This is a genomic window from Paraburkholderia bryophila, assembly GCF_003269035.1.
Lineage (GTDB): Bacteria > Pseudomonadota > Gammaproteobacteria > Burkholderiales > Burkholderiaceae > Paraburkholderia > Paraburkholderia bryophila.
In genome coordinates this window covers 38,613-52,531 of sequence record NZ_QLTK01000043.1, presented here as the reverse complement: position 1 = coordinate 52,531, position 13,919 = coordinate 38,613, and the positions used below count along the sequence as shown (strand labels likewise).

The following is a 13,919-nucleotide window of genomic DNA, read 5'->3' as shown; positions in this document are numbered from 1 at the left end:
CCCGCCCGTTGCCGAGCAGGTCAGTGTTCTACGTGGGTCAATATTCGATGCAAATTACTACGCAGGGTGGGTCAGGATTCCGTGCAAATCAACAAGAAGAGAAAAGACCTGTGGTGCCCCATCGTCGGCGTGGAATCCCATCTTGAATCGCAGTCGGCACAGCAGCGCCAGAGCAAGGTTGACGAGCAAGCGCTCAAGGCATCGTTGACCGAGAGCGAGCGCAAGGCATTGGGCTCGCTCTCGAAGGTACCGAAAGTTGGGGGAAAGAAGCCGAGGAAGGCTCAGGTGTTCTCAATTCGGCGTGAGCCAGACGATGCAGCAACGCTACTGAAGAATCTGGAGCTACTCGATTCGAAGCGGTGAAAGTCCGAGGGGAATTTTTCATGTCGCCCGGACGAGTTCATCATTTTTCGCGTTGATGCAACGGGCCGTATGGTTGGACTTGGGAGTAGACAATGACTGACAAACTTGCGGCTCCTGACAGTTTTTAGCGAAAGTTGTGGAGCGCATTCATATCACGTCGTCGAGCGCTACGTCGAATGTCCTACGTGTGCTGACGGGCAATGTATGCGCAGGTCGGGACATCGTTGAGCTTGCACGTAGTCCCGTCAGGTCGAGAGGATAGATAGGATTTTTGCCGCCAGGAGATTGCGATGCCCGTCTGGAGACCCCGTCCTGTTTCCGAACTGCCGAGGATTCCATTGTCTCGATGGCGCGTTTTCGAGACCGAGGATGGAAGCCGGCATTTTGTTGGCGTGGATATGTTTGACCGCTCGGGGCGCGTCAGTTCCCCGATAGTGACGTTCGACCCGGTCGCCATGGAGGGGACGACTGAGACGGGACGTATTTACGAACTTGTCGGCAGGCAAGGCTCGTCACTGAATGTTGAATACGTCTGGACGAGGTGGTGCGAACTGTACGAGGTGACGTCGTACACCGATGTCACAGAACGTCTACTTGGTGGAGCTGAAGATGACGACCCCTTGTGAACGCACGAAGGCTGTCACCGATACGCGCGAGCTGTTGCAGATGCTCGCCCGCGCCGACGAGATAAGGGTCGGCGGCCTAGTCCAGGCAGTGGCTCTCGGCCTGCTCAGACACTACCCACTCGACATTGACCTCGAGGTGTCGGCCTCGGCATTACCGGGACTCTGGGCCGCCCCCAAACGCCGACGGGTTGAATCTACGGCAGCGACAGGACGTCCGTCCCCCATCCCCGGTCGCGACGAAGCTGATGAAATTCGCAACCAAGGAGTTGATGATGGCCAGGCCGCATGTGGTTCCTGACGACTTCCCGAGAGAGCGCCCCTTTGGACTGGTGTCGGGTACGCAGCCAAAGCTTCTTGTGCACGAGGTAGCCGGGCGGTATTACACCGGCCTCACGGGCGAAGAGCTGTGGACGCGCTATGACGCATGCGAGGACCTTGCTAGTCAGCTGGCGGAGTACGCGTCGCGGAAGATGTCTGCGTCTGGCCTGTCGCTGGACGACGCACTTGGACGGGTCGAGAAGGGGCTGAACGCAAAGGTCGGAGCCGGCCAATGGGATTTTTCGCGTGCAGAGATAGCGTGGACGTTAAATCGCACGCGAACGTTACTGTCGTCAACATGAAGGAACACAAGAGACCGGCGGCGTCGACGCGAATACATGGCCCTCGCAATTCTCACGTTGTGAGGGCCGATTCATGAGGCGCTTGACATAGGAGGCCGTTGTGACTGTCTCAGAAGCAGCGAAATACCTGTTCGTCAGTCGTCCGCACATTCGTAAGCTCCTCGCTGCAGGAAAACTTATGGAGGTGTTGCCAAGAGACCCAAGTGGCAGCATCAATATCGATGTGGTTTCTGTAGAGGCATACCGCACCGAGATGGACGTCGCGATGCGCGCCTATCTCGACGCGCAGGCCGGGGACAACGACCCGTTGGGCCTTTGAGAGCCGGTTACGTCCGGCTGTGATTCGGTCGCCTCAGATTTTTGCAGGCGAAGTACACACGTGAATTGCTGTCGGAAACGTCAAAGGACGAGCGAGGTATGGATTTCCGGAATGTCTATGCACACAGGCCGTCCACTAACCTCCGGTCGCGCACTGACCACTCAACTACAGCCTGTGATTGGTGAGGGAAACATATGTCTTCGCAAAATTGTCTGAACCTCGAAATTGCGCTTCGGAAGATTCAAGAGCTTGCCCTTGCAGATGGCGATTTAGGGTTCGCATACTGGCACGAAGTCGGTCGGCTTCTACGGCGAGCAGGTGGGATGCAAGCCGAAATAGATTTCCTCAAAGATGAGCTGGAACGATGTCGCGCCGTGCTTGCTCGCAGCGAGGCTGAGCGTGCCCATCTCCAGCCGTTTTCTGCGTCCGGCGACGTCCCACCCCGACGTGCATCAATAAGGCCGAATCAATTCTGGTCGTTCGCCGCCGCGTTGCCGCGCACGCATCCGAAGCTGGCAGAAGCATCGATATTTTGTGGGCGACTCACGACAGTTTCGCGAGCAACTTGATGAAGTTGCGCTTCGCTCGATACGCCGCCCGAATCTCCTCCAGTTCACCGGCGAACTCTGTACGTTCATCCAGCCGCGCCCGCAGCATTCCGATAGCCCGCACGATTTCGAAGGCCTCGTCATATCGGGCGTTGCGCGTACCGCCCTCGGCAGCTATTGGCAGCAGCCGGTGATACAGGGCGATGGCATCGTGCGGATGAGTCTTGCCGCGAACAGCCGCCATTTCAGGCCATAGCTGCGTGGCGACCGGGCCGCTGGTAAACGTTTCCCATGCGACGTCGTTTTCCTTGCCAGCGAGAAAAATCCTGACCAGCTCGGTTCGCGCGCCGCGTTGCCAGACGGTGCGCTTCGATTTTGCCGCTGCTTCCTCTTCGCTGACCAGCGCCCAGAGATGTTTGAGTGCACGCTCCCGGGTTTCTGCACTTCTGCCCGTGACAGTAGCGACCTCCATCAAAGCCGGAAATGCTTCAGCCGTCGGACGCATCTCGAAACGTCGCCACGCGTACGCATCGGCCTTGTCGAATTCGCTGCGCCGCAGATACGCGTCGATGCAGAAGTCGAGCAGACGCTGGTCGAAGCTTTTGCCGGATTCCTTGATGCCGCGCTCGGCCCAAGCGAGCCCGTCGTCCGGACGACCGTGCTTCGCACAAAGCTCGGCGACCAGCAGAAAGCGGTACGGACTCGACAGGTCCTTCGAGCGGATGCGGATGAGCGCGTCGACGTCGCCGTCGAGTTCAGCCAGCGCCCCCATCGCATGTTCGAGCTGCATGCGCGGCGAATCGTATGACCGTCGATACTCCTTGCCAGCGGCGAGTGTGGGCATCGATGCCCATGCCTCGTTGACGAGTTCACGATAGCGGCGCAACCCGTTCTTGCCCAGTGGCCCCGCGTACGCCGGAAGGACGTTGTAGAAGGTGTCCCATCTGCCTTCTGTCTGGAAGCGGAAGAGCCGCTCCGCAAGCTTCACCGGGTCGGGGCCAGTTACCTTGCAGGCCTCGAGATGCACAGAGGCCAGTTCGAGAATCGCCGGCATCACGTCGCCATTGGAGTCGTCAATCTGTTCGAGACTCTTTTCCGCACCGGCAATCGCCAGCTCGCATAGCTCGACCACCTGTGCGGCGTGAGGTCCGGAAAGCCTTTGACGCAGCATGTCGGCCAGCGACATGAGCCCGTCGCCATATGCACCAGACTCGCGCCAGTCCAGCGGACGTGAAATGCGCGTCGCCTGCTTGACGGCAGCCTTCATGCCGGGCAGGTCGGAGGCCCCTGCCGCACGCGCAGCGAACAGCAGCTTGTCGCGCAGCGCAAGGTCCTGTTCGACGGCGTCCATCAACAACTCCTGAAGCGCGTCCCTGTCTAACGTCGCCACATATTCCCGAATGACTTCCTCGTAGGTCTTCCTCTTCTTGCGCGGCTTCCCCGGCCCAGGCTCTTCGGCGTGAAACACCTCCTCACCCGAATTTTCGAGCCAGGAGAGTGCAACGGCAACAGCGTGCTTGCAGAAAACGCCATCGTCTCCTACGGGGCAGTTGCAGTCGTATGCGAGTTCGCCATTGTCGACTGCGAGTTCGACCCGGTATCTGTGCGTGCCGCGTACAGTCGCACGAAGCGCCCCGTCGCGCTCGTCCAGGTGGGAGACGACGCCATCGAGGAAATAGGCCTTGCCGCGCGCAAACGTCTTCGTGTCAGCCAGCGACTGGACTTCGGCAAGCGTGAGAACCTCGGAAAGCTTTGCAGACTTGGACATCAGGTAACTGGTGAAAGAAGGGAGATGCCGCGACGGGCAGCGCACAGGCACGATGATACGGCGATGGGTGGGCGGTCGCCAGATACGGCACGTGTGCGCACTGACCTGTACAGCAACATGCTGCGCGATTCGGCGCAGTTTTGGTTCAGTTTCAAGGTGGGAATTCCGACGGGCAAACAGCAGAAGCTCACTGGAATTGTTAAACGCTGAGTGTCTCAATCAACCGGAATTGTCGAGCTGCGAAAATCCCCTTATTATTTCGCTCGACTTTAAGGGATGCCCCGACAAGGAAAATCTAAATGGGAGCGCAGGACATTATCTCATTTATGCAGTCTGCATTATTTCAGGCTGACCGGCTCGTAAAACTCGACTCCCCGGCGGGGGCGAATGCGCTATTGCCGCAAATCGTGATGGGTACATCACGGCTTGGCCGCAACTTCGAATACGTCATCGACGCTGTCTCGACGAACAGCTCGCTCGAGCTGAAGTCTCTTATTGCCCAGCCGGTCACGCTCTGGCTTCAGCGTGCGGACAAATCCTATCGCCCGCAGCATGGCTATGTCCATACCGTGCGGCGTCTGGGAGCCGACGGGCAACTGACTAGCTACCAGCTGGTCTACTCCTCATGGTTGTACTTCCTGAAGTTCCGTAAGGACGCGCAGATTTTCCAGGACAAGTCAGTAGAGGCTATCCTCGAATCTGTTTTCCAGATGCATCCGCAGGCGGCTGGTGCATTCCGGTTTGACATTCGAAATGCATCGCCTGTGCGTTCATTCTGCGTTCAGTACGAGGACGACTGGACTTTCGTGCACCGGTTGCTTGAGTCCGAAGGCTGGTTCTACTACTTCGAGCACGCCGATGACGGAAAGTCGCACACGCTTGTCATAACCGACGACCTCTATTCGCTCAAGGCCATGTCGCCCCAGGAGGTGGACTTCTACCGTGCCGGCACCTCCAGCCAGACGGAAGCGTTTGTGCAGTGGTCCGGCACGCGCACGCTTCAAAGCACGACCTACAGCACGCGCACCTTCGACTACAAGAATCCTGGCGCCACCAAGGAGACTTCGTTTCCGACTGTCGCGAATCAGGGCAACCTGCCGGAACAGGCAGAGGTCTACGAATACACCGGCGCCTATAGCTGGCAGGACAGCAGCCGTGGCGACAAGCTCACCAAGCTCAAGCTGGAAGAGTGACCGACAAAATCAGCCTCTTCGTCCAGAACGCAGGGATGAAGCTCTTCGCCGCGAAGGGCAAGGTCGAGATTCGCGCGCATTCGGACAACATCGAGCTGACCGCGCAGAAGACAGTGAAGGTGCTGTCGGCTTCCGAGAACGTGGAAGTGGCTGCGAGCCAGGGCGTCCTGCTGACTGCTGGGGGCGCGTACATCCGCATTCACGATGGCAACATCGAGATTCATGCTCCCGGACAGATAGACATCAAGGGTGCGCAGCATGCATTCAACGGTCCCACAAGCAGTCCATATGACCTGCCCACATTGCCGAAGGGCGACCTGCACAACAAGCTCGAGCTGAACCTCACCGACAGCAACCTCAAGCCTGTACCCGGCGCGCCGTACAAGGTCTTGTTCGAGAACGGTACGACGATGGCAGGCAAGCTGGATGCCAACGGCCACGCTGTACTGCGTGACGTTCCCGAAGGCACAGCCAAGGCATTTTTTGGCGAGGACGCACGCCCGTTCGCGCAACAAGCGCTGCCTGAAGCGAAAACGCTCGACCAGGCTGACGTATTGAAGGAGCTTGGCGCTGGTGGTCACGAAGGCATCAACGAGGAAAATCTCGCGAGCCTCTTCAATCAATTCTCGGGCCGCCCGGATATCCAATGAACGACAACGACCAACAGGCCGTCGAAGACGCGGTCGAGCAGATTGGCATCTCGATGGCGGCAAACGCGTTCCCGCTATTCTATGTCGCGCAGAACGTCTATGACACGTCGGAGAGTGTCTGGAACGTGTGGAATGCACGCAGCGCCACCGACGAGATGACGAAGATAGAGACGGGCATCGACCTGGTGTTCGCGGTCGTGGGCTGGGTGCCCGTGGTCGGTGCCGGCGTGAAGCGCACGTTCAGGCTCGTGAACCACCGGTCCGAAATCTACGGGCCGCTGCTCTTCGACATTCTGCGGATGGTGCTTCAGCGTGCGCACTGCCCGACGAGCCCGGAAGAACTGGTCGACAAGCTCTTTGACGCGTCGGGGCTGAAGAAGCTGCTGACCGAATCCCGCGAGCACATCGAGAAATCGTGGCTTTATCGTGAGATGCCGCCGACGGCTCAGACCACGTTCGAAGAGGCGCTCGGATTTGTTGAGACCAACCTGCCGTACTGGCTCACCCAGTTTATCGAGCGCAAGCTGATGCACTGGAAGAAGAAGCAGCCGAACTCGTCATCGGATGGAACAGTCGCCTTGCGAAAAGAGACTGAGAAGCCGGGGAAAGTGGGCGTCGAGGCCGAGGACGGTCACAACCGCTCGAAGTCCGCGCCGAGCGCCGGAGGGGTTGTGAATGCCAAGCTGGCAGTCAAGGACATCACGAACAAAATCACCGGGCTTCTCGGTGAGCACATTGCCGACTACTACTGCTATGAGCACATGAAATGGGGCGCCGGTTGGACCTCACACGACCAGGGCGCACTCGGCCATTGGGCGACGGCCCCGGGCGCCACGGTCCTCGGCAAGTTAAACGATGACAGGCAGCTCAACAAGCTCTTTGCGCCCAAGGCTCGTGGGCAAGGCATAGACGGTGTCTGGCGCGCGACGCCGGCAAACAATAACGGAAAGCCCTATGCGATTGTCGAAGCGAAGTCGTCAAGGGTCGCTTCAAAGCCGAAGGGTGACAGCAAGCCCAATGTGTCCTCCAAGCTCGGGATGGCAAGCCGAATCGCAGACGAGGTGCTTCCACGGCCCGACGAACTGCTCGAGCCGCCTATCGACGATGACGGCGCAACGCAAGCGGCATCCGCACAAGCGACACCGGGGGGCAGGAAGGGCGGCGGCAAGAAGGGCGGCAGGCGAGAGACCTCTGGGGCTCCGTCCACACCGCAATCATCCACGCCTACTCCGAGCACGGGTACGGTAGCCCCAGCAGGCGATAAGATTGCGCAAATGACGACGACCTGGGTTCGGCAAAGCCTTCCGGACGCGGTAGGCAGAACCATGGCCAGAACCATCGTGGAAGAGGGTTATGCGCGACACATCCTGTACGTTCCCTTCTACTTGCCCAGTGCGATTCAGCACGAGGAAGCGCTAATGATGGGCAAGGAGCACGACCACGACAACCATCACGTGCCCCTTCACTACACTGAAGGCGAAGTGGCCAAGGCGGCGAATGAAAAACAGGCACGTTTAGACAAGAAATTTGGAAGAGCGTAACGATGAGTGATTTTTCGAATCAACGGCGTCAGCGTTTCATCAGTGAGCCCTATTTCAAATGGCTCTCGCGCTTTCTCCTTGAGTCCATAGACAAATGGTCTCGCATTTTGCCTGCCAACGGTTCTGAGGACGAAAAGCAGGCCGGAGCTGCGGCTTTTCGCGCCAGTGACCGGTTTGAACTGGTGCTACTGCGCTACACCGCGGGAGAACCTATCGGACCAATGCGCGACGAGATGGACGGTATCGTTGCTGAGTATGAGGAACTCGCGAAATGGCAGCGCCTGGCGTTGGGACGCCCGGACTGGCCCGCCTTCCGGCTTAGTGACCTTGGTGAGTACGAGCGCGCGATGCAACTCATCGGCCTGTGCTTTTTGCTGCACCGCCAGGACTTGCTTCCGCGCATTGCTGCGCTTCAGGACCCTCTTTATCGGGGCCGCGACACACTGTATGAGGAGCTGCTGGACTACGGTTTGGACGGCAGGGTCGACGTCGACAGCTGGATTCACGAGTCGTACCGGAACTGTATCAATAGCATGTTCGGCGACTCGAATGAAGAGAGTCTCGCGGACCTGAACGCATATCTCGGTCAGTGGTACTCGTCCATGAGCAGCGTCGACTGGCATGACAGCCATCTCGACCTGTCGGAGGAGCGGGGCCTCTATTTTGGCTACTGGGCAATCGAAGCCGCCGCCCTCGCGTATCTGCTGGAACTCGACGACACCTCGCTGCGCGAGCACATTGTCTACCCGAAAGACCTCGTCGACTTCGCGCGTAGCTTCCAAGAGAACGCTCCGCGCGAGACTCCCCCGCCTGGACCGGTCACGGTCCGAACTGGGCAGGTTTGCCCCGAGACGGGTGTCTGGAAAGCACAAGGCCACAATGTTCCGGGCGTGCTGGTAAAGCAGGGAGACACAATGCCGGACGTCTTCGCACCCGACCGCAGCGGGGCGCACCGGCCGCAACCGGCGGTCTGGGAGTTCGAACGTAAAGCCTGACGGCTAGGTGAGTACCCGCCACGCTAGACTTTCGGATAGAGAAAATGAAGCTAGCAAACGCTTCCGTGGCTGATGTGGGCGGGAAGAAGGCGCGCTGGGTACATCGTGCTCAGAAAGCACTTATCGTTGCTGCGCTCGCGACAATAGGACTCACGTTTGCGCTGATTTTCAGCCCCGACCTCCTTTCCCTTAAGTCGTCGAACTCCGAGCCATCAGATGCGCAGACGGCAGGTAAGGCGACCGAAGCAGGTGTGCTGAAGAAATCGCACACTTCGCCGCCGGCGCCCGTAGCGACTACGAGTCGCACGTCGACTGTTCTCTCGACTTCGTCGCCAACGATGAAAGCGCCGCATTGAGAGAGGCGGCGGGGCAACGGACGTATCACTCGGGACTGGCAAAAATCACGGTCTATCGACCGTCCGTTAAGCAATGCGCGGCAGGGCATCGGTTGTCGCGACGGGTGAGACGACTGTACGTCCCGTTCTATCTTCCGTCCGCGGTGCAACACGTCGAAGCGCTAACTACGGGCGCTGAACACGACCATGCTGACCACGACCTTCCTTTTACTCATCAGTACAAGGAAGGAGAGGTTGAAGAAGCGGTCAAGCTGAAAGCGAGCAGGCTAAGATAGCCCGGGGCTAAGAGATTATGGATATGAACGAAGACTTCGATTCGACGCGGCGGCAACGCTTTCTTGGCGAGGACTACTTCAAGTGGCGGTTGGGCCTCCTCGATGAAGGCATCGCCTACTGGTCCGAAAATACTGCACCAACCGGCAGCAATGAGAACGAGCGGAAGGCGCTGACGCAGCGTTACCTTGTTTCCGATATCTATCGACGCTTCCTGCTCCGGTACACGAGCGGAGCGGACCTCAAGCTGCTGCGTGGTGAACTCGAGCCGGTTCTCGAAGCCTTTGAACGGTACGCGGAAGCTCAACGGCTAAATCGACAGGATGACAGCGAACCGCCGTTGGCCTTCGAAGCAATTGACGAGTATGAAACGGCGATGCAGCTAATCGGCTTTTGCTACCTGTTGCATCGACGCGACCTGCTGCCGCGCATTGTCGAGATGTTCGACCCGTCTTACCGGGGGACGGACACTTTGTATGAGGACCTGCTGGCTTATGAACTCGAAGGTCGAATCAACGTAGACAGCTGGTATCACGACGTGCCGTATAGGCCTCTCGTTTTCAGTCTCTATCGCGAGACGAAGAAGGAGTCTGTCGACGACATGACGGAATACCTCGAAGCGTGGTATCCGGGAATGGCCGCAGCTCCATGGCACGACGGACATGTGGAGGCCCAGAAAAATGGCAAGGGCACCTACGTCGGCTACTGGGCTATTGAGGCAGCGTTGGTTGCATTCCTGCTACAGCTCGACGACAGTGCCTTTCGAGACCATCTGTTGTATCCGAAGGACCTTGCTGATTTTGCGCGGAACTTCGATGCCGCGAAAAACGGCGCGCCAATGCGCCGGGACGGTGAACCAATGACGGTACGAACGGGGCAGCCGTGCCCGGAAACCAGCGTCGGGAAAGCACAAGGCCACAACGTACCTGGCGTGCTTGTGAATCAGGGGGACGTTATGCCGGATGTCTTCGCGCCCGACAGGAGTGGCGCGTACCGACCGCAGTCGGCGATGTGGGAGTTCGAACGTAAAGCCTAAGGGTTTGAGAGAGCTTCGTGGGCACGAAGTCGGTCAGCTTCTACGGCGGCTGGCGAGATGCCACCGCGCCGCGGGTAACCCTTATCACGTAAGGCTCGACAGACTTTATCGTCGCAAATCGTTGCTCCAGCGCCCAGGTTAGCGCGTCCGACAGACTTTGCTCGCAGTTTGTCCATTTTTCGATGCCAATAAAATCAAGGGCTTACAGTGGGTTTGCCCGACAGACTTAATTGTTTCCTATCATAGGCGCGGCTAGGGCTTCAGCGGCGTGCAAGCGCCGAGGCAACCGCTACGCAATGAACTTGCCACTACGCGCTTCTTCGGCATCGCGGAACCAGGTTTGCGCGTGAGAGCGGTCGGACACCCACGAACGTGCCTGCGGCGTATTGAACTCGCGATCGATGAACCGGCGGCCCCATTCGATTCCATCTCTCGCCGCTTCTGCTTCGGTGAGCCATTGGGGTTGAATCGTCGCCGGACGAATATCGACGACGGTTCGCGCGCCGTGGCTCACGCTCACGCTCGCGACCCACGCGCCGAGCCTGTTTGTCTCGGGGTGGACGATGATTTTGAACTCGCCGTAAGAAACAGTGCTTGCCGGCATTGCGTTCTCCTTCGCAGCGTTCACGACGGGTAGTCATCCGCGGATACCACCATGCGCCAACTGTCGCGTCATCATGCCGCAGTTCGATCGTGTCGAACCGATAGATCTATTCCGCCAGTATTAAACGCCGGAGAACCGGGCACTGCGCTGGCCGCTCCCTGCTCATAGATTAGTTGAAACGGTACGCCGCGCGAGGGGTCAAAAAGGCAGGAAGCCGGTTTCTATGTTTCTGCATTAATCTGAAGAAGCCGACACGTGTGCAACGCAATCAAGCCAAGGGAGCCAATCATGGCCGACCAGCAGAGCGACCTGAGTGAAGAGTTCATCGCGCGGCAGCGCACGCGCCTCGAGGCGCTGCGCCGGCAATTGCTGGGCGGCGAGGCGAGCACGACCGCGGATGACCGTGCGGCCGAGGAAGAGCATGGCGAGGAGGCGAGGGAATTCGAGGACACCGCGCAGAGCATGGCGCAGAACGAGATCAACCAGTCGCTGCACGACGTGAACGATCAGCGGGTGAGCGATATAGAACGCGCGCTGCGCAAGATCGACGAAGGCACCTACGGGCTTTCCGACGAAAGCGGCGAGCCGATTCCGCAGGGCCGCCTCGAAGTCATGCCGGAAGCCATCCTGACCGTCGCGGAGCAGAGCCGGCGTGAAACCGGGCAGTGAGCGTGTTGCGACGCCGCTCACCGTATCGGGTTGAAACTCGCGTCGAATAAGCCGCGAGACAGTCAGGGTCTCGCGGCAACCTCATCCAGATGCTCCAGCAGATCGGCCGGATCGTCATAAACGCGCAACGCGCCCGCACGTTCCAGTTCCTCCGTGCCATACCCACCCGACAGCACGCCCACACCGAGTGCGCGGCAGCGCTTCGCGGCCAGCATGTCCCAGATACTGTCGCCGACCACCACGCTCTGTTCGACCGGCACACCGAGCCGGATCGCCGCCGCAATGAACAGGTCCGGGTCAGGCTTCGCGTATTTGACGTCGTCGCGTGTGACGACCACGGCTTTGGCCGGGTCGACGCCCAGTGCCTCCAGATTGACGGCCGCGGTTTCCATCCGGCCACTGGTCGCCACCGCCCATGGCGTGCCGGCTTTCGTCAGTGCGGTGAGCAACTCGCGTGCCCCCGGCAGCGGGCAGACCTGATCGCGTAAGCGCCGATACGACGCGGCGTGCGCCTGGCGCAGCCGTTCCTGGAGTTCGGTACTGATCTCCTTGTGCGTTTCGCGCAGCAACTGATTCGTGAACAGGCCGCCGCTCATGCCGATCTTGCGGTGAATCCGCCAGACCGACAGCGGAATGCCTTCGCTGTCGAGTGCTTCTTTCCACGCCAGCACATGCTGATAGACGCTCTCGACCAGCGTGCCGTCGAGATCGAACAGGAATGAGGTTTGAATTCGCATCGTGAGCTCCCAGGGCAATTCGGTGCCAGGAATCATAGCAAGCCGGTGTGATGTCATGCGCGCGCGAGCACAACGGGCGAGCGGGCAGATTGCCGCACTTATAAAGGATCTGCGCTGCCGCGTTCTGTCACGAATGGCAGCCTACGCACCACGCAAAAGAACATCGGGCGATAATCATGTCTCCCGTCGTTACGCAAAAGCCGTTGCCACCCGGAGCCGCAGATCCATCATGGAACTCTTCGATGCTTTCCATCTCGCCAGGCTGCAGTTTGCGTTCACCGTTTCGTTTCATATTATCTTTCCCGCGATCAGCATCGGCATGGCGAGCTTCCTCGCGGTGCTGGAAGGGCGCTGGCTGATGACCGGCGACGTCGTCTATAAAGACATGTTCCTGTTCTGGTCGAAAATCTTCGCGGTCGGCTTCGGCATGGGCGTCGTGTCCGGCGTGGTGATGGCGTACGAGTTCGGCACCAACTGGAGCGGCTTCTCTTCGTTCGCCGGCAATATCACGGGGCCGCTGCTGACCTACGAAGTGCTGACGGCGTTCTTTCTCGAAGCCGGCTTTCTCGGCGTCATGCTGTTCGGCTGGCAGCGTGTCGGTCCCCGCGGGCACTTCTTCGCCACGCTGATGGTCGCGCTCGGCACGCTCATTTCGACCTTCTGGATTCTCGCGTCCAATAGCTTCATGCAGACGCCGCAAGGATTCGCCATCGAGAACGGCCGGATCGTGCCGGTCGACTGGCTGAAGGTGATTTTCAATCCGTCGTTTCCGTATCGTCTCGCGCATATGACGATCGCCGCGTTTATTGTCGCGGCCTTTATCGTCGCGGCTTGCGGCGCGTGGCATCTGCTGCGTGGCCGGCGCGACGGCCCGATCACGCGCAGTTTTTCGATGGCGCTGTGGATTCTGCTGCTGCTCGCGCCGGTGCAGATTTTCGTCGGCGACGCGCACGGTCTCAATACGCGGCAGTATCAGCCGGCCAAGATCGCGGCGATCGAAGGGCTGTGGCAAACCGAGAAGGGCGGCACTGCGCTCAACCTGGTCGGCCTGCCCGACATGGACGCGGAAGTCACGCGCTACACGCTGCAAATACCGCACCTGGGCAGTCTGATTCTGACCCATAGCTGGGACGGAGAAATTCGCGGACTGAAGGAATTTCCGGCTAAAGACCGTCCGTATTCGCCGATCATTTTCTGGACCTTCCGGATCATGGCGGGTCTCGGCATGCTGATGCTGCTGACCGCGCTGCTGGGGCTGTTTCTGCGGGTGCGAGGCCAGTTGTACGAGACCCGCTGGTTTCAGGTGCTGGTGCTGTGCATGGGACCGTCGGGCCTCGTCGCGTTGCTGGCCGGGTGGATCACGACCGAAGTCGGTCGCCAGCCCTGGACGGTGTATGGCGTGTTCCGCACCGAAGACTCGCTCTCGCCGATCAGCGCGCAACAGGCGGGCGTGTCGTTGCTGATTTTCGTGCTGGTGTACTTCCTGGTGTTCGGCATGGGCGTCTATTACATGCTGAAAATGATGGGGCGCGGGCCAGAGTCGCAGGTCGACAGTCCGCCTTCCGTCAAGCATCCGGTATTGCGGAATCGTCCGCTCGACGCGCTGAAAGGAGAGTGACGC

General features: G+C 59.3%; 15 protein-coding genes. 12 read left to right on the top strand and 3 right to left on the bottom strand.

The window, feature by feature from the left end:
* The 4 genes from BX591_RS33755 to BX591_RS33735 form a co-directional block, all read left to right on the top strand.
* The coding region (locus BX591_RS33755) for a hypothetical protein (protein ID WP_208644756.1) at positions 1–363 on the top strand (363 nt) is incomplete at its 5' end.
* Positions 364–939: 576 nt separating this feature from the next.
* On the top strand, positions 940–1,287 hold the full coding sequence (locus BX591_RS37280) for a BPSL0761 family protein (RefSeq protein ID WP_338068913.1): 348 nt from the start codon (positions 940–942) through the stop codon (positions 1,285–1,287).
* On the top strand, positions 1,235–1,609 hold the full coding sequence (locus tag BX591_RS33740) for a hypothetical protein (RefSeq protein ID WP_244147192.1): 375 nt from the start codon (positions 1,235–1,237) through the stop codon (positions 1,607–1,609). The genes BX591_RS37280 and BX591_RS33740 overlap by 53 nt, the downstream gene beginning before the upstream one ends.
* Before the next feature lie 100 nt (positions 1,610–1,709).
* The gene (locus BX591_RS33735) at positions 1,710–1,928 is read left to right on the top strand and encodes an excisionase family DNA-binding protein (protein WP_111935637.1); all 219 of its coding nucleotides are present in this window, start codon (positions 1,710–1,712) and stop codon (positions 1,926–1,928) included.
* A gap of 543 nt (positions 1,929–2,471) precedes the next feature.
* Here the strand turns inward: BX591_RS33735 and BX591_RS33725 are convergent.
* On the bottom strand, positions 2,472–4,244 hold the full coding sequence (locus BX591_RS33725; protein ID WP_111935636.1) for an SWIM zinc finger family protein: 1,773 nt from the start codon (positions 4,242–4,244) through the stop codon (positions 2,472–2,474).
* 299 nt (positions 4,245–4,543) lie between these two features.
* Between BX591_RS33725 and BX591_RS36710 the strand changes: the two genes are divergently transcribed.
* The 6 genes from BX591_RS36710 (at position 4,544) to BX591_RS33705 (ending at position 10,288) form a co-directional block, all read left to right on the top strand.
* Complete coding sequence (locus BX591_RS36710; RefSeq protein WP_167444672.1) at positions 4,544–5,437, top strand: type VI secretion system Vgr family protein; 894 nt, start codon at positions 4,544–4,546, stop codon at positions 5,435–5,437.
* The gene (locus BX591_RS36705; protein ID WP_167444671.1) at positions 5,434–6,087 is read left to right on the top strand and encodes a DUF2345 domain-containing protein; all 654 of its coding nucleotides are present in this window, start codon (positions 5,434–5,436) and stop codon (positions 6,085–6,087) included. The genes BX591_RS36710 and BX591_RS36705 overlap by 4 nt, the downstream gene beginning before the upstream one ends.
* Entirely contained in the window at positions 6,084–7,628 is a 1,545-nt protein-coding gene (locus BX591_RS33715) for a hypothetical protein (RefSeq protein ID WP_111935635.1), read from the top strand. The genes BX591_RS36705 and BX591_RS33715 overlap by 4 nt, the downstream gene beginning before the upstream one ends.
* A 2-nt stretch (positions 7,629–7,630) precedes the next feature.
* The gene (locus BX591_RS33710) at positions 7,631–8,623 is read left to right on the top strand and encodes a PoNe immunity protein domain-containing protein (protein WP_111935634.1); all 993 of its coding nucleotides are present in this window, start codon (positions 7,631–7,633) and stop codon (positions 8,621–8,623) included.
* Between the two features lie 44 nt (positions 8,624–8,667).
* Positions 8,668–8,979: a hypothetical protein gene (locus BX591_RS36275; RefSeq protein WP_146749850.1), complete on the top strand. Its 312-nt coding sequence runs from the start codon at positions 8,668–8,670 to the stop codon at positions 8,977–8,979.
* A 298-nt stretch (positions 8,980–9,277) separates the two neighbouring features.
* A complete protein-coding gene (locus BX591_RS33705; protein ID WP_111935649.1) occupies positions 9,278–10,288 on the top strand; it encodes a PoNe immunity protein domain-containing protein in 1,011 nt (336 codons plus the stop codon).
* A gap of 289 nt (positions 10,289–10,577) precedes the next feature.
* Here BX591_RS33705 and BX591_RS33700 read toward each other — a convergent pair whose 3' ends face one another.
* Entirely contained in the window at positions 10,578–10,892 is a 315-nt protein-coding gene (locus BX591_RS33700; RefSeq protein WP_111935633.1) for a DUF6566 family protein, read from the bottom strand.
* Positions 10,893–11,180: 288 nt separating this feature from the next.
* On the opposite strand from BX591_RS33700, the gene BX591_RS33695 reads away from it, so the two are divergent.
* Positions 11,181–11,561, top strand: coding sequence for a TraR/DksA family transcriptional regulator (locus BX591_RS33695; protein ID WP_111935632.1), 381 nt, complete (start codon positions 11,181–11,183; stop codon positions 11,559–11,561).
* Between the two features lie 62 nt (positions 11,562–11,623).
* On the opposite strand, the gene BX591_RS33690 is transcribed toward BX591_RS33695, so the two are convergent.
* Positions 11,624–12,298 carry an HAD family hydrolase gene (locus BX591_RS33690; protein WP_111935648.1) on the bottom strand — a complete coding sequence of 225 codons (675 nt, stop codon included), beginning with the start codon at positions 12,296–12,298 and terminating at the stop codon, positions 11,624–11,626.
* Positions 12,299–12,527: 229 nt separating this feature from the next.
* Here BX591_RS33690 and BX591_RS33685 point away from each other — a divergent pair, with 229 nt between their 5' ends.
* The gene (locus tag BX591_RS33685; RefSeq protein WP_111935631.1) at positions 12,528–13,916 is read left to right on the top strand and encodes a cytochrome ubiquinol oxidase subunit I; all 1,389 of its coding nucleotides are present in this window, start codon (positions 12,528–12,530) and stop codon (positions 13,914–13,916) included.
* Positions 13,917–13,919: the final 3 nt, after the last annotated feature.

Bases quoted from the DNA above. Each gene is read 5' to 3' on its own strand.
- BX591_RS37280 (WP_338068913.1), top strand. From the start codon at position 940: ATGTCACAGAACGTCTACTTGGTGGAGCTGAAGATGACGACCCCTTGT.
- BX591_RS33740 (WP_244147192.1), top strand. From the start codon at position 1,235: ATGAAATTCGCAACCAAGGAGTTGATGATGGCCAGGCCGCATGTGGTT.
- BX591_RS33725 (WP_111935636.1), bottom strand. From the start codon at position 4,244: ATGTCCAAGTCTGCAAAGCTTTCCGAGGTTCTCACGCTTGCCGAAGTC.
- BX591_RS36710 (WP_167444672.1), top strand. From the start codon at position 4,544: ATGGGAGCGCAGGACATTATCTCATTTATGCAGTCTGCATTATTTCAG.
- BX591_RS33715 (WP_111935635.1), top strand. From the start codon at position 6,084: ATGAACGACAACGACCAACAGGCCGTCGAAGACGCGGTCGAGCAGATT.
- BX591_RS33710 (WP_111935634.1), top strand. From the start codon at position 7,631: ATGAGTGATTTTTCGAATCAACGGCGTCAGCGTTTCATCAGTGAGCCC.
- BX591_RS36275 (WP_146749850.1), top strand. From the start codon at position 8,668: ATGAAGCTAGCAAACGCTTCCGTGGCTGATGTGGGCGGGAAGAAGGCG.
- BX591_RS33705 (WP_111935649.1), top strand. From the start codon at position 9,278: ATGAACGAAGACTTCGATTCGACGCGGCGGCAACGCTTTCTTGGCGAG.
- BX591_RS33700 (WP_111935633.1), bottom strand. From the start codon at position 10,892: ATGCCGGCAAGCACTGTTTCTTACGGCGAGTTCAAAATCATCGTCCAC.
- BX591_RS33695 (WP_111935632.1), top strand. From the start codon at position 11,181: ATGGCCGACCAGCAGAGCGACCTGAGTGAAGAGTTCATCGCGCGGCAG.
- BX591_RS33690 (WP_111935648.1), bottom strand. From the start codon at position 12,298: ATGCGAATTCAAACCTCATTCCTGTTCGATCTCGACGGCACGCTGGTC.
- BX591_RS33685 (WP_111935631.1), top strand. From the start codon at position 12,528: ATGGAACTCTTCGATGCTTTCCATCTCGCCAGGCTGCAGTTTGCGTTC.